This is a genomic window from Bacteriovorax sp. Seq25_V (genome assembly GCF_000447795.1).
GTDB lineage: Bacteria > Bdellovibrionota > Bacteriovoracia > Bacteriovoracales > Bacteriovoracaceae > Halobacteriovorax_A.
The window spans coordinates 163,572-185,504 of the sequence record NZ_AUNI01000021.1 but is presented as its reverse complement, the minus strand read 5'-3'; the positions used below and the strand labels follow the sequence as shown (position 1 = coordinate 185,504).

General features: G+C 34.4%; 20 protein-coding genes. 18 read left to right on the top strand and 2 right to left on the bottom strand.

Annotated elements, in window-relative coordinates:
• Positions 1-70: 70 nt before the first annotated feature.
• From M900_RS15590 to M900_RS15575, 4 genes are all read left to right on the top strand, one after another.
• Complete coding sequence (locus M900_RS15590; RefSeq protein WP_021275718.1) at positions 71-1,336, top strand: glycosyltransferase; 1,266 nt, start codon at positions 71-73, stop codon at positions 1,334-1,336.
• Positions 1,337-1,646: 310 nt separating this feature from the next.
• Positions 1,647-2,339: a hypothetical protein gene (locus M900_RS15585; RefSeq protein WP_157680701.1), complete on the top strand. Its 693-nt coding sequence runs from the start codon at positions 1,647-1,649 to the stop codon at positions 2,337-2,339.
• Positions 2,340-2,354: 15 nt separating this feature from the next.
• Positions 2,355-3,542 carry an O-antigen ligase gene (locus tag M900_RS15580; RefSeq protein ID WP_021275848.1) on the top strand — a complete coding sequence of 396 codons (1,188 nt, stop codon included), beginning with the start codon at positions 2,355-2,357 and terminating at the stop codon, positions 3,540-3,542.
• 101 nt (positions 3,543-3,643) lie between these two features.
• The gene (locus tag M900_RS15575) at positions 3,644-4,594 is read left to right on the top strand and encodes an SIS domain-containing protein (protein WP_021275963.1); all 951 of its coding nucleotides are present in this window, start codon (positions 3,644-3,646) and stop codon (positions 4,592-4,594) included.
• Here the strand turns inward: M900_RS15575 and M900_RS15570 are convergent.
• Both M900_RS15570 and M900_RS15565 read right to left on the bottom strand, forming a co-directional pair.
• Positions 4,569-5,321, bottom strand: coding sequence for a hypothetical protein (locus M900_RS15570; protein WP_021275727.1), 753 nt, complete (start codon positions 5,319-5,321; stop codon positions 4,569-4,571). The genes M900_RS15575 and M900_RS15570 overlap by 26 nt on opposite strands.
• Positions 5,321-6,571: a radical SAM/SPASM domain-containing protein gene (locus M900_RS15565; protein ID WP_021275841.1), complete on the bottom strand. Its 1,251-nt coding sequence runs from the start codon at positions 6,569-6,571 to the stop codon at positions 5,321-5,323. Before M900_RS15565 ends, M900_RS15570 begins: the two co-directional genes overlap by 1 nt.
• Positions 6,572-6,732: 161 nt before the next feature.
• Between M900_RS15565 and M900_RS15560 the strand changes: the two genes are divergently transcribed.
• The 14 genes from M900_RS15560 (at position 6,733) to M900_RS18075 (ending at position 21,921) form a co-directional block, all read left to right on the top strand.
• Positions 6,733-7,803, top strand: a complete 1,071-nt coding sequence (locus M900_RS15560) for a polysaccharide biosynthesis protein (RefSeq protein ID WP_021275838.1) — start codon at positions 6,733-6,735, stop codon at positions 7,801-7,803.
• 68 nt (positions 7,804-7,871) lie between these two features.
• Entirely contained in the window at positions 7,872-9,587 is a 1,716-nt protein-coding gene (locus M900_RS15555) for an ABC transporter ATP-binding protein (protein WP_198296037.1), read from the top strand.
• Positions 9,588-11,696, top strand: coding sequence for a UDP-4-amino-4,6-dideoxy-N-acetyl-beta-L-altrosamine transaminase (pseC, locus tag M900_RS17845; RefSeq protein WP_021275850.1), 2,109 nt, complete (start codon positions 9,588-9,590; stop codon positions 11,694-11,696).
• Positions 11,697-12,566 (top strand): aldo/keto reductase, encoded by an 870-nt coding sequence (locus tag M900_RS15545; protein ID WP_021275893.1) that lies wholly within the window; start codon positions 11,697-11,699, stop codon positions 12,564-12,566. It begins immediately after the preceding gene.
• 125 nt (positions 12,567-12,691) lie between these two features.
• Entirely contained in the window at positions 12,692-14,017 is a 1,326-nt protein-coding gene (locus tag M900_RS15540) for a glutamate-1-semialdehyde 2,1-aminomutase (protein WP_021275997.1), read from the top strand.
• The gene (locus M900_RS15535) at positions 14,017-15,069 is read left to right on the top strand and encodes a hypothetical protein (RefSeq protein ID WP_021275689.1); all 1,053 of its coding nucleotides are present in this window, start codon (positions 14,017-14,019) and stop codon (positions 15,067-15,069) included. The genes M900_RS15540 and M900_RS15535 overlap by 1 nt, the downstream gene beginning before the upstream one ends.
• Positions 15,044-15,973 (top strand): putative PLP-dependent aminotransferase, encoded by a 930-nt coding sequence (locus tag M900_RS15530; protein WP_021275777.1) that lies wholly within the window; start codon positions 15,044-15,046, stop codon positions 15,971-15,973. The genes M900_RS15535 and M900_RS15530 overlap by 26 nt, the downstream gene beginning before the upstream one ends.
• 69 nt (positions 15,974-16,042) lie before the next feature.
• Positions 16,043-17,104 carry a pseudaminic acid synthase gene (gene pseI, locus M900_RS15525; protein WP_021275817.1) on the top strand — a complete coding sequence of 354 codons (1,062 nt, stop codon included), beginning with the start codon at positions 16,043-16,045 and terminating at the stop codon, positions 17,102-17,104.
• Positions 17,101-17,952 (top strand): glycosyltransferase, encoded by an 852-nt coding sequence (locus M900_RS15520; RefSeq protein ID WP_021275878.1) that lies wholly within the window; start codon positions 17,101-17,103, stop codon positions 17,950-17,952. Before pseI ends, M900_RS15520 begins: the two co-directional genes overlap by 4 nt.
• Positions 17,942-19,141 carry an ATP-grasp domain-containing protein gene (locus M900_RS15515; RefSeq protein WP_021275694.1) on the top strand — a complete coding sequence of 400 codons (1,200 nt, stop codon included), beginning with the start codon at positions 17,942-17,944 and terminating at the stop codon, positions 19,139-19,141. The genes M900_RS15520 and M900_RS15515 overlap by 11 nt, the downstream gene beginning before the upstream one ends.
• Positions 19,138-19,899: an amidohydrolase family protein gene (locus M900_RS15510; RefSeq protein WP_021275807.1), complete on the top strand. Its 762-nt coding sequence runs from the start codon at positions 19,138-19,140 to the stop codon at positions 19,897-19,899. Before M900_RS15515 ends, M900_RS15510 begins: the two co-directional genes overlap by 4 nt.
• A complete protein-coding gene (locus M900_RS15505; protein WP_021275722.1) occupies positions 19,893-20,528 on the top strand; it encodes a bifunctional 2-polyprenyl-6-hydroxyphenol methylase/3-demethylubiquinol 3-O-methyltransferase UbiG in 636 nt (211 codons plus the stop codon). The genes M900_RS15510 and M900_RS15505 overlap by 7 nt, the downstream gene beginning before the upstream one ends.
• 2 nt (positions 20,529-20,530) lie before the next feature.
• Positions 20,531-21,238, top strand: a complete 708-nt coding sequence (locus M900_RS15500; RefSeq protein ID WP_021276056.1) for an RraA family protein — start codon at positions 20,531-20,533, stop codon at positions 21,236-21,238.
• Positions 21,238-21,921, top strand: a complete 684-nt coding sequence (locus tag M900_RS18075; RefSeq protein WP_021275947.1) for an acylneuraminate cytidylyltransferase family protein — start codon at positions 21,238-21,240, stop codon at positions 21,919-21,921. Before M900_RS15500 ends, M900_RS18075 begins: the two co-directional genes overlap by 1 nt.
• The last annotated feature ends 12 nt before the right edge of the window (positions 21,922-21,933 follow it).

The window sequence follows — 21,933 nt, the reverse complement described above, 5'->3', positions numbered from 1 at the left end:
AAGTTCTAATAGCAACAGCAATAGCTGAAGTATTACAACCAGAAGCTTTAAGAACCTCATGAATTCCTCCATGAAAATCTCCTTTTGTTCAAAGGGTGCCATCATTGGCACTAAAGACCGTCACAGGGATTCATGGGGTTTCTATGCAAGTGCCTCGCAATTAAATGATCGACAAGAGGCTGAAATTACAGACTCATTTTTCTTACTAAATCAAATATTGAATGTTATAGTTCTATCTATGACAAAAGTAGTTTTATTACACGACTGGCTAACAGGCTTTAGAGGTGGAGAGCGCGTTCTCGAAGCATTTTGTGAGATGTTTCCTGATGCTCCAATTTATACCCTTATACATGACAAGGGTAGTACAAGCGCTATTATTGAAAGCAAGAAAATTACGAGTTCATTTCTAAATTCAATACCAGGCATAGGAAAACACTACAGAAAGTTTCTGCCGCTTTTTCCAATGGCGGCTGAGTCTATTAAAATTCTTGAAGATGCTGATCTTATTTTGAGTTCTTCTCACTGTGTAATTAAAGGTGTTAAGAAACCTTTTAGGGCGAAACATATTAGTTATGTGCATTCGCCGATGCGCTACCTTTATGATCAGTTTGATGTTTACTTTGGAAAAGATGCTCCTTTCTATCAACGTCAGGGTATTAAAGTTTTCAAGAACTATCTTACACGATGGGATATCGATAGTAATAAGAACGTTGATGTGATGATTGGTAATAGCTTCTTTGTCGCACAAAGGATAAAGCAGTACTACAATATCAATGCCTCAGTTATTCATCCTTTTGTAGACCTCAAAGATTTTAGGCCTCTACAAAGTGTTGAGACTCCAAAAGAAGATTACTATGTCATGGTAACAGCATTCGCTCCAAACAAACGTGTCGATCTCGCGATTGAATGTTTTAATAAACTTGGCAAGAAGCTTCATATCATTGGTGGTGGTCAACAAGAAAAAATGCTTAAAGAGATGGCCGGCCCGACAATCACTTTCTTTGGCAATCTCACACGTGATGAAGTTATTGATCAGTTTAGGAAAGCTAAAGCACTTATTTTTCCAGGTGTTGAAGACTTTGGAATTACTCCTCTTGAGTCACTCGCTAGTGGCACTCCTGTTATTGCTTATAAATTTGGTGGAGTTTTAGAAACTTTGAATGATGAAGTTGCAGAATTTTTCACTGAACAGACTCCTGATGCCCTAATTAAGGCAATAGAAAATTTCGAATGGAAGAACTTTGATAAAAGCAAACTCTTTGCACGCGCAGAAGAGTTTTCAAAAGAAACTTTTAAATCAAGAATACTAGATATTATCGAACGAACATTGTCATAAATGTCTCCTGGATACTTTTTTAAATTAATTGCATCAAATTTTTAAAACTGATAAAGTTACATAAGGAAGAGGTGATGGGTGAACAGCACCTCTATTACCCTAAAGTTTTCTAAGTTCTAAGATCAACAGCAAAAGCTGAAGAATTAGAACTAGAAACTTTAAGAACCTCATGAATTCGTCCATGATTTCTCCTTTGTTAAGGTCCCCTTCATTGGGGTCAAAGAAGAATGGCGAATTTCATGAGGTCTCTTTGCAAACTCCTTTCACTTTCTTAGTTTCTAAGTCATCAATATTGTGCGATGATTTTTTTATGCAGTTCAATTTTTTACAAAATGAGTTTTTAAAAGTTCAAGTTTCCAGTATTGGAGCTGAACTTCGAAGTATTGAAAATTTACAAACGGGATATGAATATCTGTGGCAAGCCGATGACAAGTGGTGGGGAAGAAGTGCTCCTGTACTTTTCCCAAGAATAGGCTATGAACCTAGTAGTTGCGAGACAAAGCATGGCTATGCGAGAGATAGTGAATTTGATCTTATTTTAGAGAGTAATACGAAACTTACCTATCAACTACATGAAGAGCTACAAATCACATATGAACTTCAAGGCCCAAAGATTGTGACAACTTACAATGTTCTAACTGAATTGCCTTTTATGATTGGTGCACATCCGGCCTTTAATATTGAAGCGCTACCTACTCAAGTTCTTCTTCCTAATTCAAAGTATTACAAGTTAAGGGATGGTAGGATTGATTATACAAATATTTTTGAGAGTAATTCACAGTTTCTCACAATAAATGACCAGACATTTGTTGATGATGCCCTTGTATTTATCAATGACTTCGTAGGTCATAGTGCACAGCTCAGTAATACAATTGAAATTGAATATGAAAGTGAACTACTTGGAGTATGGTCTCCTCCTGGTGCTCCGTTTGTTTGTCTTGAGCCATGGTGGGTAAATGTAGGAGAGCAGAGGAGTTTCCAATTTACAATAAGTTGTCTGTGAAATTATACTAACCTCATGGAAAAACTATCATATCGACTGACGCTTGCGTCTCTATTTATTTTGGCCGCTGGTATATTCACATCTGTTTCTGTTACAGCAGCAAGTCACGTACTCATTTTTATTCCAGGGATTTATTTTTCGATAAAATTCTATAAAGAACGCCCATTTAAATTACCTAAATCTTTTTGGGCCTTGCTTGCAATGTGTATCGCTATCATTATTTCGGTGCTCCTAAATACTGATTCAATTGCTAGACCTTTAAAAAATATTTTTAAAATTAAGTACTTTGTTCTAAGTCTTCTTGCTATTCCTGCATACTTCTATACTTTTAAAGATTTTATGCAAGATAAGAGCAAGAAAGTCCTACTTAACACTTTCGTGATTGCAACATCGATCGCTACGTTGTCTGGACTTATTGCTGTCTACACTGGGTTTAACCCAATAAAGATGAAAGCTGCTTGCCATGAAACTCGCGCTTGTGGCCTGTATGGAATGTACATGACTTACGGTTATGGGATTAGTCTTTTTATGATCTTATTAACTGGAGCCATTCTTTACCGTGAAAAATTTAAAAATTATATTAACGTAAATATCCTCTATATTGCTTGGATAATTAATTTCGCGGGACTTTATCTTTCACTGGCAAGAGGTGCGTGGCTTGGCTATCTTGGGGCATTGCCTTTTTTCTTTTTTAAATCCAATAAGAAAACATTTTTAACAGTTGGGTTACTAGCAATTATTACGCTTGCAGGGAGTCTCGCTATTCCAAGTGTGCGCAAGATGTTTTTTGATCGCCAAGGATCTAATGATCAAAGAGTTGCCTTTTATCAGACGGCCTTTGCCGCTGCAAATGAGAAACCATTCTTTGGTTATGGTTACAGAAATCTTGAACCGAGTATGATTGAAATTAAAAAGAGACATGGTATTGCGTACCCAAATATTGAAGGTCATGCTCATAATAATATTCTTGAGCACCTTGGAAGTACTGGTTATATCGGCGCGTTGATACTATTATTTTTTCTTGGCCTTTGGCTTTATGAGACTTTCATTTTCAGCGCAATTACCTTTCCTTTTGTGGTAAGTTTTATTATTTCTGGTATGGTTCAGTACACTTTTGGAGATGGTGAAAATCTTTTTATGATCATGGCCATTTGGGCGCTAGGTTCTGTCTTTCAGACAAAAATCTGTTCACATAATATTTGAAAGTCAACAACCAGTTAACAAGTACGAATTAAATCAATCATTATTGCTATTTTTTATTAAATTATTTAGTATTTTTAAAATCAATTTTTTTTAGGATCTATATGTTTAATCATATTGAAATTGCCAAACGAGTCATCACATCTGAAATTGCGGGGCTTAAAAGTACAATGGATGCCCTCGATAAAAATTTCTCGAATGTCATAGAACAAATATTATCTAGCACTGGTAGAGTCATTATAACAGGAATGGGCAAGTCTGGAATCATTGGAAGAAAAATTGCAGCAACCTTATCAAGCACAGGTACTCCATCATATTTTCTTCATCCTGGCGAAGCATATCATGGGGATCTTGGACTTATAGATTCAAATGATCATATAATTGCGATCAGCAACTCTGGGGAAACTGACGAAGTAATAAAACTCCTTCCTTTTTTTAAGGATAATAAAAATATTATTACAGCAATTACAAACAATCCCAACTCTACGTTGGCATTACATTCTACCAACAGCATAAATATTTCAATCAAAGATGAAGCCTGTCCTTTAAAGCTTGCCCCAACAACAACAACTACGGCGACACTTGTTATTGGTGACTCAATAGCTATTGCACTTATGGAGGCTAGACAGTTTAAGCCCGAAAATTTTGCGCGTTTTCATCCTGGTGGCCAACTAGGGCGTAAACTATTAACACGTGCTCACCATATCATGTCTACAGAAATGCTACCTTTTGTTTCTACAGATTCAAGCTTTCCCCAACTTGTTTCAACAATGTCACAAAGTAGATTTGGAACAGCACTTGTCACTGATAATGATAAACTTGTAGGGATTATAACCGATGGAGACCTTAGAAGATCATTTGCTAAATACAACGAAAAGATTACAACTATAGTTGCACATGAAATAATGTCTAAATCTCCAGTAACTATTGATAAGGACGCTTCATTTTTTGATATGGAAAGATTATTCACACAGATGAAAATCTCTCTACTTATTGTCACAGAAGGTAACGGGAAGGTTATTGGCCTCGTTAATATTCACGATCTTCAACGTTAAATTTCTTGATTTGTTGTATAATTTCTTCAAGACATCGTTTTCTAGATATCATTTGATTAACCCTAGTCTTCAATCTTGATATTATGAATTTCTCTAAATTCTCATCGAGCTGAAATTCATTCTCGATAATTATTGCATTATGACCACATGCCTTAGCACCATAAAGAATCATTGAACTATGGCCTATCCATGTACTATAAACTGGTAGTAAATCTTCAATAGGTTTATCATACTTAAAATATTTAGCCCTATCTTCTCGCGGATGGACTCTCACCAAGAGATTTCTTTTTATATTATTTTTTCTGAGAATTTCCTCAATAAATCTTTCAAGTTGTATCTGCTCATAGCCAATGTTTCGCTTGTCTTCTTTTAGCGGCTGCGAACAATATACGATCTCCTCTGCAAGATATGACTGGCATGGAATTTCATACTTAGTTAAGATAAATTCCTCATAAAAACTTTTGAGAAGAAGTTTCTTGGCATTAAACTCTATATTTCGCGGAGAGATCACTAAATCCCATTCAATTTTGTTAATTTTTTCTAAATCTTTAAAAACAAAATTTCCGTGCTCCAAAACTAAAATCTTAACTTCCTTCAAATTTTCTGTACTACTACTTGAAAAATAAACGCCCACTTTTGAAGTGGGCGAAATCGTAAAAAACTGTGACAAAATTTTGCTTACAAACTTTGAATATGAGTTAGGCTCATCAACGAAAATTCGATTCATTATTCCATCTTAAAATCAGCCAATGTATTTGGTGACTTCATAATGTCTTCATTTGATCTATTTTGATGTTTTGGATTAGTCGAAACGATGAGTGCATCATTTCTTTCACAAAGTTGATCACATTGATCACAATATGGAACCATATCAAATTTTTTAGAATTATGTGACTCTCTTAATTTTTCATACGCCGTACCACGTACTACTTCTTCAACAGTTTGTAGAGCAACATTTCCAAGAGGAATTTCCTCATTGTAGTCATAACAACATGGCACAACTATACCTTTCCAATTTATTTGAATTGGGCCAGAGTTTGGTCTACCACAAGACTTTTTAACTTTAGCTTTTTCAGACTCTCTATCTCTATAGCTTCTACCATCACCAAAGTTATGAGGTCTCCATACCTCTACGTAATCTGCAAAATTTTTAGTGTACTCTAAAAACTCTTTCATTTCTGATGATTCACCCTCTTTTGCAAATTCTAGGAAATACATCGACACTTCAGGATTTTTAACTGTATTTTTATTTGTTGGTGAATAAATCTCTTTCCCAATTTCAGATCTTAGCTTACTAAGTAGTGCAATATTAGACTCGACCTGCTCAAACTTTCCACCAACCATAATTTCTTCATATTTAGCTTTATTTGCGCCATAGAAACTTAATCTACACTCTGTTAGTCCTGCTCTGATTGCAGCCTCAATCTTTGTCATTTTATAATCAAATTGTTTTGCAAATTCAGAACGACTAGGCATATGAAATAAGGATGCATTTGTAATGATGTAAGTTCTTAAACCCTTTTGACTTGCATAATAAATTTTATCTTCCAATGTTGGGTCAATAAATGGTTCACCAAAATTTACAAGAGTGATTTGAGTTGCACCCATCAGTATGACCTCATCAACTATGCTCTTATAAAACTCCATCGGCATATAACCCTTAAGTCGATCATGCGTATCTCTTGGACACATTACACATGTGTAATTACAGAGATTTGTTGGCTCGATTCTAACTTCAGGGCTTCTTAATTTTAGAATTTTTTCGCTGGATAAAATACGCTTCTCAACAGTAGTCCTTAAAGGAAACTCCGCAGACCCACCCTTGCCGTAATCCTCATCAAGCGCGTTCCAGTATGGAGATGGCTCAATATCGTATACAACCGCACCAGCCTTAGCTCTACTTTTATTTATTGCTTGGTTTTTAATCGTTGGATCTAGTTCACCTATATTTGACTGACCTATATCATTGCTATTCATTTAAAATTCCTCGTATGACTTGCTGCTAACAGTCTATATTTAGAAACACGATAAATCGAGAACAAAATAAACAAAAAAAGGAATAAATAACTTATCTTATTGCCTATCCACGCTCAAAAAGTGATACTTATGTCGTTTTCATTTAGACACAGGGTAAATTTATGGTTTTTGAAGGTAAAAGAATTCTAGTTACAGGTGGTACAGGTTCAATGGGCAAAATTTTTGTTCGAAGAGTATTATCAGGAGAACTTGGAAACCCAAAAAAAGTTATAATTTTATCTCGAGACGAAGCAAAACAACACGACATGAGAATGTCTTATCAAAACAGAATTGTCGGAATGGATGAAGCTGTTTATGAAAACTTTAAAAAAGTTCTAGAGTTTCGCATTGGTGACGTAAGAGACTACCAAACAGTCTGCTCCGCTATCAAAGATGCTGATATTGTTGTAAATGCAGCCGCAATGAAGCAAGTTCCCACTTGTGAGTACTTTCCTCACCAGGCAATTTTAACAAACTGTATTGGTGCAAGTAATATTGTACAAGCAATTAGAGAAAATAACTTTAATGTAGAAACAGTCGTCGGCATTAGTACAGATAAAGCCGCTAAGCCTGTTAACGTAATGGGCATGACAAAGGCAGTTCAAGAAAGAATATTTACTTCTGCTAATATCTTGATTCCTGAAACTAGATTTATTTGTGTAAGGTATGGGAATGTTCTTGCCTCAAGAGGCTCTGTTATTCCACTTTTTCACGAGCAAATGAAAGCTGGTGGGCCTATAACAGTCACAGTACCAAACATGACTCGCTTCCTTCTTAATTTAAACAAAGCTGTTGATACTGTTTTTGCAGCTATTCAAAATGCCGAAGCGGGTGAGACTTTTGTTCCAATAGCCCCTGCCGCAACGGTTGAAAATATTGCAAAAGCTATTGTAGGTAATACTGGCATCGAAATTAAAATCACTGGAATCAGACCAGGCGAGAAAATGCATGAAATCATGATCTCTGAAGAAGAAATCAATCACACAGTTAGAAAAGGCGATTATTACGCAATCAAATCAATGCTACCTGAATTAAATGATGGAATAATAAAATCCACCGAGAAAGAATTATCAAAAGAATTTAGTTCAGACGATGATGTCTTAGATCTTCAAGGCACAATTAATTTATTAAAAGAAAATAATTTGCTTGAATTTAACCTAGACAAAGAGCAGGAAGGCGAACTTTTACGCTAGTAGAGAATAACGTGAACTACAAGGACACATTTCATTTGCTCCAGAGTGTATTTACAAAACACTCAAAAATGGCAATTGCATCAACTACTTCTTCAACACTTTTTGCTGTAGTCGATGCCCTAAGTGTTGTTTCCTTAATTCCTATTATTGAGTATTTAAACTCAACTCCTCCATCACAGTATTCAACGTTTACAATAAGAATAAACTCTCTTTTTTCTCGATTAAATATCGATACGACTATTAACAATTACTTCATTTTGTTTGCAGTAATAATTACATTTAAAGCAGCTTTTAATTACCTAACTAAATATTTTGTTTTAAAAACAAGAGTTCTTTATGAAACAGACTTAGGTCTTCAGCTTTTTGAAGCTCTAACATATTCACGTGGACAATGGCTAAATAAACACAATTCTGGGGAAGTTAGCAACTACATTAATGTTGAAACTCAAAAGATAGGCGAGTGCTTATATTATGCCTTTGGGCTTATGGCAATTTTGTTAAAATTTGTATTTTACTTTTCAATCTTACTTTCGTTTTCTATTTCTCTTGTATTAATGATTGGATCAGTAAGCATATTTACATTACTACCATCTTTAATATTTAACAAAAAAATATTCTTAATTTCAAATGAACGTGTAATATTAGGAAATAATATTAATAATCATCTAATAAGGGTATTTGATGGTTTAGTTACGATCAAATCTTTTGCTGCCGAACACCTGTATATTTCCCGCTTTAAACATAGTTTTCTCAACTTCAAACTCACTCACGCCAAGATGATTTTAACTCGAGAGCTTAGCGCAATAATATATGAGCCTATTTCAGTCATTCTTGTGTCTATAATTATTATTATCTCGATTAACTACTTTAACCTGACTTTTGCTGAAGTATTAATTGTTCTATATACTCTGAGAAACCTACTACCTCTAGTAAGCCAGTTTACTACAAATAAGCAGGTAATTATATCAAGCACTCCAAGTTTTGTTTTATTGAAGAATTTTATTGATGAAACCTTAAGGCAAAAAGAGAATTACAGTGGAATTAATCTCCATAAATTTGAATCCAGTATTATTTTCGACAACATCTCCTTTTCCTACAATCACAGCACAGAGGTCTTAAAAAACCTTTGCCTTCAAATCAATAAGGGAGAAACGGTAGCTTTTGTTGGACCTTCCGGTTCTGGAAAATCAACTATTATAAAATTACTTACGGGGTTAAATCACCCGACATCTGGCAAGATTCTTATCGATTCATTGGACATGTCCAACTTATCAATAAGTAGTTGGAGATCACATATTGGTTTTGTATCCCAAGAGACAATTATTTTAAGTGGAACAATAATTGATAATGTATCACTTGGAGAAGCTACTCCAAACGAAGATCGAGTTATAGAATGTCTTCACTTAGCAAATATATATGATGAAATTATATCCCTACCTAACGGTTTAAATACAATTCTAGAGGAAGAAGGGTCAACTTTATCTGGTGGTCAGAAACAACGTCTTGCTATCGCTAGAGCTCTTTATAAAAAACCGAACATTTTGATTTTGGATGAACCAACGAGTGCGCTTGACTCTCATTCGGAAGCTAAAATTCAAGTTACACTTGAAAATTTAAAGCATAGTATAACTCTAGTAATTGTTGCGCATAGACTAAGTACCGTTAGAGCTTGTGAAAAGATATACTATTTAGAAAATGGTAAAATATTAGAGGAAGGAAACTTCATCCAACTTAATAATCTCGATGGAAAATTTGCAAAATTAGTTAAACTACAGGAATTATAAATGAAGAAAAAAGTTCTTATCACAGGTGGCAGTGGTCTTTTAGGGATAAACTTAGCTTATTTCATGAAAGATATTTGGGATATTTCTTTATTTTGTAAATCAAAACTAGTAGAGCTCGATGGTGTATCTTGTACACACCTAAATCTAAGTGACGAAATGAAAGTTTATCGTGAGATTGAAAAGTTTTCCCCCGATATCATAATTCATACAGCAGGCTTAACTAATGTCGAATATTGTGAAAAGAACTACTTCCAAGCTTACGAATCTAATGTTTTAGCTTCTCGTTATATTGCGAAGGCCTCTAAGCTAGTCAATGCAAAACTTGTACATATTTCTACTGATCATTTCTGCAGTCAAGCGTCTTTGCTTTCAGACGAGAATCAAATAGATATCCCTATTAACAATTATGCAAAAACAAAACTTGATGCCGAGTTTGAAGTTAAGAGAAGTGCATCCGATCCTCTTATTGTAAGAACTAATTTTTATGGATGGGGACATAAATACCGAAAATCTTTCTCCGATGTTATAATAAACTCCTTAAGAAAGAAAAAAACTATCACATTATTTGATGATGTTTACTACACTCCAATTTATGTAGAAGATTTAATAAAAAAGATTAATTTATTAGTTGAAAGAAATGCTGAAGGTATTTTTAATATTGTAGGTCCAGAAAAAGTTTCAAAATATGAATTTGGTTTAAAGGTTGCTAAGGCATTTGACCTTAATGTTTCCTTAATAAACAAAGGTTCAATTAAGGATATTGGAAATCTCGTAAATAGACCTCTCAATATGTCTCTCTCTAACGAAAAAGCTATATCTCTATTAAACACAAAGTTTCTTACAATTGAGGAATCACTTGAACTAATGAAACAAGCTGAGTTTGTGGGTGTACATACTAAATTTTTATCTTCTGTATCAATTAAGGAAGAAAAACAAATCCACTATGGAAAACAATTCATAGATGAGTCAGATATAAACTCTGTAATAAAAACTTTGAATGGAAATTTTTTAACACAAGGACCCAAGGTTCAAGAGTTTGAGGATGTAATTGCAAAATTTGTTGGAGCAAAATATGCAGTCGCTGTTTCTAATTGGACCTGTGGCCTTCATATTGCTTGTCTTGCTGCTGGTGTATTACCAGGAGACAGCGTGATCACTTCTCCACTGTCATTTGTTGCAAGCTCTAACTGCGCTGTTTACTCTGGCGCGATACCTGCTTTTGCAGATATAAATATTGAGACACTCAATCTCGACCCAATCGAAGTTGAAAGAAAATGTAAAGAGCTTGGTAATGTTAAAGCAATTATCCCCGTACATTTTGCTGGTCACCCTTGCGATATGCAAGAACTCAAAAAGGTTGCCGATAAATATGGTGCCGTTATTATTGAAGATGCTGCTCATGCTCTCGGTGGTAACTATTTAGAAGGTGGAAAAATTGGATCGTGTTCAAACTCACTTATGTGCGGTTTTTCTTTTCATCCCGTCAAGAATATTGCAACTGGTGAAGGCTCTATAATTACTACAAACAGTACTGAAGTTTATAAGCAATTACTAAGACTAAGAAGCCATGGAATAATTAAAGGGAATGACCCTTTCAAAAATGATGAGCTAGCTTATACTGATGGATCTCAAAATAGCTGGTACTATGAAATGCAACAAATTGGGTATAATTACAGAATAACAGATATTCAATGCTCACTTGGTATTTCTCAAATGAATAAGCTAGAAGGATTTCTATCGCGAAGAATTGAGGTTGCCAAACGTTATGATAAAGCATTTTCATCTCTTAAACATTTTAAACTTGTTCAAAACAAAACAAGAGATATAAGCGGGAATCATCTTTATGTTGCAATGATTAATTATGAAAAACTTGGAAAATCACGTGCTCAAGTTTTTAAAGAATTATCTTCAGCAGGTGTATCTCCCCATGTACACTATATTCCAATTCCATTACAACCATATTATGCCGAAACATTTAAAATACCTCTAAAGGACTATTCCAACTCCCTTATTTACTACAATCAAGCAATTACATTACCTCTTTTCCCTTCGATAACCGATGAAGAAGTAGATCTTATAATATCGCAGATTGTAAAGGTACTCTCTTAGATGAAAAATTTAGTCCTTGGAACAGTACAATTTGGTTTAAACTATGGGCTTACTAACAAAGACGGTCAAGTTAACATCGAAGAAGTATTCAAAATTTTAGATTACGCCAGAGCCAATGGTGTTAATACACTCGATACCGCTTCAGCTTACGGTGAAGCGGAAAAAATACTTGGTAGCTATAATCATATTAGTGATTTCAATGTTATAACAAAGGGAGTGAATACCTCGAATGAAAAAGGCCTCAGAGACAGCATTGAAAAGTCTTTGCTAAATTTAAACTCCCAAAGTCTATATGCATATTTAATTCATAAATTTGATGATCTTAAGCATAATAGGAATCTTGTTGAAAATTTAAACGCTATCAAATCAGAGGGGTTCTTAAAGAAGATTGGCGTGTCACTTTATAATCCCGAAGAATTGGAATTCATTCTAGATAACGATACCAAGCTTGACATAGTGCAAATTCCACTAAATATTTTCGACCAAAGATTTCTTGCCAAAAATTTATTAACAGAAGCTAAAAGAAAAGGTATCGAAATACATATAAGATCTATATATCTTCAAGGTCTATTACTTCAACCTGTCGATAAGCTAGACCTTTACTTCAAACCTTATATTGATTTATTTGAAAGATATAGTCGCTTTTTAAAAGATAACAAAATTAATAGAATACAAGCAGTTTGTAACTTCAACAACAACCTTGACTTTATCGATTCCATAGTATTTGGTGTTTGTTCTCAAGATCAATTACAAGATTTTATTATTAATAACGAAATAAGCCCTTGCGAAAAACTTGATTTTTCACAATTTAGTTCAAACATAAAAGATGTTATTGATCCACTTACGTGGAAAAAAAATGGCTTAATCTAAAATTTTCGGCCAGATTGAGCACCTTGCGCTTGGCACACTGCTTACGAGATCATTTCTCTTTTACTTCCAATTATCACACTGCTAAAATCATATTACTTTATTATCACAAAAAAACTGGAGTTCATTTGAACACAAAAATATATAATTTTGAAGCAAACAAACCTTTTTCAGACAGAGCCAAAAGTTTAATTCCTGGCGGATCACATACATACTCGAAAGGCTCAGATCAATTCCCATCGGATCAACCATTTATTGTTTCACACGGAAAGGGATGCAAATTATATGACATGGCAGGTAATGAATTTACAGATTTTGCTATGTCTTTAGGAACCGTAACACTTGGTCATGCATATGGACCTATTTTAAAAGCTGTTGAAGCCGAAATTTATAAAGGCGTAAACTTCACTAGACCCTCAGTTATTGAGGGAGATCTCGCAGAATTACTAACTCAAATTATTCCATCAGCCGAGATGGTAAAGTTTGCCAAAAATGGCTCTGATGCAACAACTGCAGCAGTAAAACTTTCCCGGGCCTACACAGGAAGAGACTATGTCGCAAGATGCAAGAACGATCCATTTAATGCCGTTCACGATTGGTTCATTGGCTCAACAATAATAAGCAGAGGAGTTCCAAAATGTGTTAGAGATCTAACCTTACAATTTGAATATAACAATATAGACAGTGTAAAAAAATTGTTTGATGAATATCCAAATCAAATATCCTGCTTCTTACTAGAGCCTCTTTCTTTCATAGAACCAAGCAATAACTTTCTACAACAATTAAAAGATTTATGCGAAAAAAATGGTTCAGTTTTAATTTTTGATGAAGTTGTTTCAGGCTTTAGATTTAGACTTGGTGGGGCTCAAGAGTTTTTAGGCATAAAGCCTCACTTGACAGCCCTTGGAAAAGCAATGGCAAATGGCTTTTCTGTCAGTGCTTTAGTTGGTCAAAGAGATATAATGAAGCTTGGAGGGATTGATCACGATCAAGAACGTGTTTTCTTATTATCAACTACTCATGGTGGTGAAACTCATTCTCTTGCAGCAGCAAAAGCTACAATAACAGAAATCATGAAGCACAATATAATTGACCACTTTTGGAAAGTTGGGGAGAGCCTACAAAAAGGTATTAGGCAAAGAGCTTTATCTGATAACACTATTGATTACATACAAATAGGTGGATATGGATGTAAACCTTCGTTCGGATTTGTCGACAACAAAGGAAATTTTTCTTGGGAAGCAAGAACATACTTTCTACAAGAGTCCTTGAAAAGAGGCTTAATGTTTCCATATGTTGTTCCCTCTTTTGCACACACTGAGTCTGATATTAATTTTGCGATAGACGTTATTGGAGAATGTTTAATCAAGATAAAGTCCGGATTTGAAAATGGAGATCTTCAGAAGCACATAAGTGGTGATATTGTAAAACCGGTATTTAGAAAATTTAACTAATGATAACAATTAAAGTAACAGATATTAGCTTCAAAGAAGAATGGTCAAGGGCGCACAAATCCCTTGTTACGCCTCTGCCAATATATACAGCTTCCGCTTTAAGTTATTATGAAGAGTATTTCTCATCTTCTGGAATGATTCATAATGCAAGTTTTATAGTAAAAAAAGATACTGAGTATCTTGCAATTGTGCCACTTTACATTTTCAAAAACAGTCGCACTGGATATAATCAAATATCATTTGGGCAGAATGAATATATTAAAGCGCCATTTTTTACTCATCAATCCACGAAACAATTGAGTAAAACATCACAATTCATTTCAGAGCAAATTTCACAGATCATTGAAAAATTTGATATTAGAAATATATATTTTGCGCATGATCCTTCTTCATACTTAATTGATAAATATTTTTTCCCTTTTTTCCAAGCTGCCAGTTCTTCCAACTATATCATAGAGGCTAATGTTATTGATCTCAGAAGCGGGCTCGAACATCTATGGTTCAATCTAAGAAAAAGCTACAAGCCACTTATTAATAAAACGAAAAAGAGTTTTTCTGTAAGTATTATCGATTACAAAACCTATTCTTACGACGAGTGTCAAAAGTATAAGTTTTTACATAACAAAGCTGCTGGAAGAGAAACCCGTCCCCAAAAAACTTTCGATCTTATGTATGAAATGATCAGATCTGACGATGCTTATTTAATAATTATCTCAAAAAATGAAGAGGTTTTAGGAACTTATTTTTTCTTTAAGAGTTCCCTTATTGCTCTTTATGCATCAAGTGCGACCGATCCCTCTGTATCAAATACAGATGGTGTGGGGCATCTTGGTCTATGGTCAGGAGTAGAATATGCTTATAACAGAGGACTTTCATTAGTTGATATGGCGATGTGTCCTCCATCTATTTCCAACACATCAATTGAAAAGAAGGTTAGTGCTATTAATTTTTTTAAAAGAGGTTTCTCTGGAGTCACTTGCGCTTTAATATGTAATAAATTTGAATATAACTCAAGTGAGCAACTTCGTGAAAAATTTTTGGCTAAACTCTAAACCTACTTTCGCGTTTACTTCGAAAACTAGTCTTGATATTGAATTAAAATTTCAAACTATTTATCCGAACACATTTCCCGTTCTTTTCTCGAGTGCGAGAGCATCTATTCCAGCAATTCTAGAACTATACAACAAGGGTCGCAACGACCAAATCTTTACCGCTCCATATTCTTCTCATTGTGTATTAGAAGCTATTTCAAGAAAATCTACTCCAACCTTAAATTATAAAGCGAATCTCTCATTTAATTATCATCAACTAGGTTTTGTATTTGCCAATTTGCCTTCTGAAATTATTGTAGATGATCGTGCTGATTCTTTCATTTTCAATTCAGAAAATATATTTAAACATTCAGCTATTTCGTTAATATCACTACCCAAGGTTTTAGGTACATTTTCCGGTGGTCTATGCTTATGTCAATCCATCGAGATAGCTAATGAACTTAAGAATATTCGAGACTATAACTTTGACTACTCTTTTTTAAAATATATCACTAAATCTTTAAGCTATTATAGAAAACATCCTTTCTTGCAACTTTGGCATGGTATTGAATCTGTGCCATCAAGATTACATGAATTCGCACTTAATAATATTTCAGAAAAACTCAATAGTTTTCATAGCTTTAGTGAATTACGAAAAAATAACATTGAAACACTTAAAGATATTATTCCTATTAAACAGAATGATATTTCATTCCCTTCAGCAATTCCCTTTAGAGCAACTCAAGATATTATTCAATACTTTAAACAATATAACATAGAGATTGAGAAGAGATTCTTCAATTCTAGTCTAGATTGGGCTCTTCCAAAATTAGAACAACTTCACCTTCTCCCTGTACACCATGAGATACCATCAAATATTATCAGGAATGCTCCATGGACAAGCCTTAGCAGCGCACAAATTTAGTCTTATTGCTTTATTTGTTATAAATATTTGATATATTTATACGATATTCCTTATTTAATGTGAGTAGAAATGATATTTAAAATTAATGGCACTGAAATCTCTGATTTGTCACCAGCGTATATAATTGCAGAAATGTCTGGTAATCATAATGGTGATATTAATTATGCTATCGAAATCATAAAGAAAGCCAAGGAGGCTGGTGCAGACGCTGTCAAACTTCAAACCTATAAAGCATCTACCATCACTTTAGATTCTAACAAAGAAGATTTTTTGTTGCCAAAAGATTCTCCTTGGGCAGGCTCCAAGAATCTTTATTCTCTTTATGAAGAAGCCCACACCCCTTGGGAATGGCATAAAAAATTATTCAAAGTAGCGCATGAAGTTGGAATAGATATCTTTTCTAGCCCATTTGATGAAACAGCGGTTGACTTGCTTGAAAGCTTAAATACTCCTGCATACAAAATCGCATCTCCTGAAATAAATGATCTTCAGTTAATCAAGAAAGTCGCACTTACAAATAAACCAATAATCCTTTCAACAGGTTTGGCGACCGTTGAAGATATTGAACTTGCAATTAAAACGCTTGAGGATAATGGTTGTTATCAATATGCTTTTTTAAAATGCACAACCGCTTATCCTGCGCCACTTGATGAAATTAATCTTGCAACAATACCCGAAATAAGAAAAAGATATAATTGCATAGCTGGTTTATCAGATCATACACTCGGTATTGAAGTACCTATTGCTTCAGTAGCTCTTGGAGCCAAAATTATTGAAAAACATTTTACAGTTGATAAATCTAACACAGGAGTTGACTCCTTCTTTTCTCTTGATTTTGTTGAGTTCAAACAAATGGTTTCCTCGATAAGAAAAGTTGAGTCAGCAATTGGCGTTGCTAATTTTGATCTCACGAAATCTTCAAAGAATAACTTAAGGGGGAAAAGATCTTTATATGTTTCAAAAAATATAAAAAAGGGTGAGCTACTAACTCCAAACAATATTAAATCAGTTAGACCGGGGCTGGGCTTAGCACCAAAATATTTTGACTCTGTACTCAATAAACCAGTTAAACGTGATCTAGAATTTGGTGAAAGATTAAAACTTGAAGACATAGACATAGACATAGAATGAAAAGGATTTTGATATTAACTTGTTCAAATGATAAGATTGGCTTTGGTCACTATAGAAGATCTCTTTCTCTACATAACTATTTGAATAAAAATTTTCACTCTGAGTTTATTGATTTAAATCACGTAAATCTTAATTTCGGCTCAATCCAGTGCGATTTAGTTATTTTTGATAATCCATATGATATGTCTGAAGAAGTGAATATCTTAAAAGCGAGAAATATTCGAACTATTGGTTTAGATACAAATTATAATTCATCTACCGATCTAACTTTATCAATTTACGAACACAATCAACATTCTCATAATAACCGAATTCAAAATTTCAATTTTGCAATTATTAGAGACGAAATTTTACAACTACCCAAAGAAGGCAAAAATATTTTTGAAAATCAAGTCTTGATTTCTCTTGGTGGTAGTGACCTAAAAAAAGATTCGTTGCCTATTGCGAAGATTCTCTTAGAAAAAGGTTTTTATGTTACTTTAGTTTATGGGCCACTCGCTAAATTAGAATCATTTGAAAACAGTAACCTTAAGATAGTACAAAATCCTAAAAACTTGCCATCATTGATGCACCAATGTGATATTGCTATTACAAACGGAGGTGGAACTTTGTTTGAATTACTATATTTACATAAACCTGTAGTTATTATACCCCAAACAGAAGCTGAAGAAAGAATTTCAGCGCACGTGCGTACTAATGGTTCAATAATTGGAGTAGGATACTCATATTTAGATAATTTAAATTCTTTTAATCCTGCCGAATTCAAGAAGAATTTCAAACCCTTAGTTGATGGTAAAGGTTTAGAAAATATAACAAAATATATAGTCGAGGTTTTGAATGCACAATGAACGCTGGCTAATTGCAGCAACAGCAGGAACATGGCAAATTGCTGGTATTAAGGCTGCTCAACAGATGGGTTTTAAGGTAATTGCAATTGATGGTCAAAAAGATTGTCCAGGATTTACAATCGCAGATAAAAGTATAAATTTAAATATATCTGATACTAGTTTGATACTCAAAACACTAGATGACCTTAAGTTAAATTATGTTGGTGCGATTAGTTATTGTTCAGAAGCCGGTATGATGTTGGCCGCACAAATAAGAGAACACTTTTCACTACCGGGCCCAAACATTCCTCTCACATCAGCACTCATAAATAAGGGAATACAAAGAAACATCTGGGCAAAATCAAATGTACCCATCCCGAAATTTTCAATTTTTAAAAGTAAAGATGATGCATTAAATTTCTGCTCCAATGCAAATGTTCAATTAATTGTTAAACCAACAGATAGTGCTGGTAGTAGGGGCGTTGCTTTACTCGGTACCGATTCACAAGAAAATTCAACACTAATTAGTTCTGCACTCAACTTCTCTCGCACAAAAGAAATAATAATTGAAGAGTATATGAAGGGTACTGAATATACTGTTGAAGTTTTCTGTACTCCAGAGAGAACTGATTTATTGACAATAACTAAGAAGAAGAAACTACCTCACACTAATGGCACAGTTGCATTTGAGCTATTTACACCAGAGCTTAGTGATCAAGAAGTTTGTAATATAAGCACCCCTGTTTTTGATGCATTCAAAGCACTTGGCTACACATTTGGTATCGGTCATGCTGAAGTCATTTTAAAAGAGGATGGCACTGTTGGAATAATTGAAGTTGCAGGCAGGGGTGGAGGCTTCTTACTATTTGAAAAATTTATTCCACTAGTTACATCTAGAAATGTAACCAATGAGTTAATCAATATTTTGACCGGTCAAGCCAACAACAAAGTGCAGCAAAGACACAGCTTTGGAGTTCTAAGGTTTACTCCAAGTAAAAAAGGTAGAATTAAAAAACTTGAAGGTTATGACAAAGTGAATGGTTTTAACAACACCTATGGTCAAGCATTTGCTGTCGTTGGCCAAGATTTTCCAGAAGCTGCTTGTGACGGCGATCGTATTGGGTGTATAATCACCTGGGCATCCTCTTTAGATGAAGCATTAAAGAAAGCTGATCTTGCCGAGAAACAGATTATATATGAAGTAGAATGAAGATTATTGACAGTCACCTACATTTAGACAAAGTTAAATATCGTACGCTTGAAGCTGCCTTCAAAGGGCTTAATGGCGAATTACAAGAGGCATCCATTTCAAAGGCGATAGTACTTCATCTAATTATTCAGGGCTGGTCCCTCGAGGAAGTAGCAGACCAAATTAATAAGTATGAAAGAATTGAAGCATTTGCCAACATTGATCCTAATTCTATAGATGCTGAAACTGATTTACTACGAGCTAAAAACCTCGGTTTTTGTGGTTTAAAGCTTCATCCTAGGATTCAGCAGTTTTCTGTAGATGACCCAAATGTCGTTGCGCTTATTCAATATGCCGGTGAGTTAAATCTACCAACTCTTATCGATGCTTTTCCTGATGGAACAGCATTAATGGATGGTTTTTCACCCTTCAAATTTGCTAGTTGTGCTAAAAAGTGCCCTGATTCAAAAATTATATGGGCACACATGGGCGGACATCATGTTATCGACATGATGATGCTGGCCAAACGTTTACCAAATGTGTACTTTGATTTCTCTTATTCATTACTATATTATCAAGGCAGCTCAGTTCCGAAAGACATGATATATGCAATGAAAAGTATGAGATTCGATAGAATTTTTTATGGATCCGATTATCCAGACAGAAGTATTACAGACACATATAATGCTTCATATGCTTACTTAAAAGAAAGTGGAATTTCTTCTGATGATCTTGAGAAGTTATTTTATAGAAATTTCACAAGGATGATGGAGTGGTAAATAACTCACAAAATGACTTTCAAGCTATTTCTGATTTTTATAATCAAAGATGCTTAGAACTTGGCGATGATATTAAATCTGTAGGTTGGCGTGACAAGGAAAGCCAGTTTTTAAGGTTTGAAATGTTATTTCGTGATATAGACCCATCAGGAAAAACGATTCTAGATTTTGGATGTGGGCTTGGTGACTTGATATATTATCTTGAAGACAAGGTAGGAAGTAACTTCAACTACATCGGTATCGACATCTCTGAATCGTTACTAAAACTAGCAGAACAAAAACATAGCAAGCCAAATTATAAATTTATACACGGTCAAATTCTAGACCTAGATTTATCAAATTTAAATATTGATATTTCTGTTGCATCAGGTGTTTTTACCTATAAAATTGCAAATAATTTTCAATACGCCATTGATGTATGTAAAAGATTATTCGAAAATTCTAACGATATTGTCTCCTTGAATTTTCTTACAGATAGAGTAGATTACACACTAAATAAAAACTATCATTTTAATCCAGAAGCTGTTTTAACTGAGCTGTTAAAGATCTCAAAACATGTTTCATTGTATTCAGACTATAGACTATATGAATTCACGACTATTTTAAGGAAGTCTGCAATTGAGAGGTAATTATGGAAATAAAAGAAAGAATAATAGATTTTATTGAAAAGAACAGAGTTTCAACAACAGAGGTTGCTGATGCTCTTGGCAAAACAGGCGCCCTAAAAGGTGTTCTGCCTGTAAAACAAAATACTCACATAGCGGGTTCTATAAAATGTGTATTTACTGCAAACAATTCAAACTATGCATTACATGAGCAGATTAGAGATATTAAAGAAGATGATGTTGTAATCGTTTTCACACACAATTGTGAAGAACGGGCAATTCTTGGCGATTTAGTATCTAAATTCATACTATTATACAAAGGTGCTAAATGTTTAGTTGTCGACGGCATGATTCGTGACATAGGTGCAATAAAAAGAGAGGGCTTCAATGTTTGGTCAAATGGTGTATCTCCAATTGGATGTTTTAACGTTGAAGCTGATGCGTTCCCAGATAATTTAAGAATAGAAATATTAAGAAAGTATGAAGGCGCAATTGCGGTATGCGATGATGGTGGAGTTGTCATTATTGAGAATGACCTAATTTCTGAGACTATGCTTACCAGATTGGAGAGAATAGAGATGCAAGAGGATATCTGGTTTTTCTGTCTTGATACTCTAAAATGGGACACGAAGAAAATTGTTTGCGACAAAGCTTATCTACACGAGACAAACCTATTGGCTGCAGCACATCTTTCAAATCTCGATGAACTAGGGAAGCCATTGGATAAAAAATAATGTTTGCATATATCCCAGCTAGAATAGGCTCTAAACGCGTCCCCAAAAAGAACATTAGAATTGTTGATGATAAACCTATAATATGTCACGTAATTGAGTCATTACAACAAGTAAAATGCTTAGAAGGCATAGCTGTTTCGACCGATTCACTTGAAATCCAGTCGATCGTCGAGCAATATGACAAAGTAAATTGTCTTGACTTACGACCACATTCTCTTAGCAACGATAATGCTACATTTATGGATCTAATTAGATACGACATACCGAGGTTTTCTGAGTTTTATAAAACCAACAATGTTCTTTTCTCCCTCGCTACTTCAGCCCTGGTAAAACCAGAACATTATGTAGAAGCTGTAACTAAATTTAATCAAAACACAAAATCGCTTGTTCTATCTACAACTGAGTATAACATGTCTCCTTTTTTGGCGCTTACACATGGGTCGGATGGTCTAGCACCACTCTTTCCTAATGAGTATCTAAAGCCCACAAAAAATTTATCACCCTGCTTTTGTGATTGTGGTTGTTTCTATATCTTCAATTTATTATCCACATTGAAAGTAAATAAACTGATTGACATAAACCCAATCCAACACGTTGTTCTACCCCAGGATATCGGAATAGACGTAGACACTGAGGATGATTTTGAATTCCTCAGTAGACAATTTAAACTGCTTAAGACTTAATTTTAAAAAGAG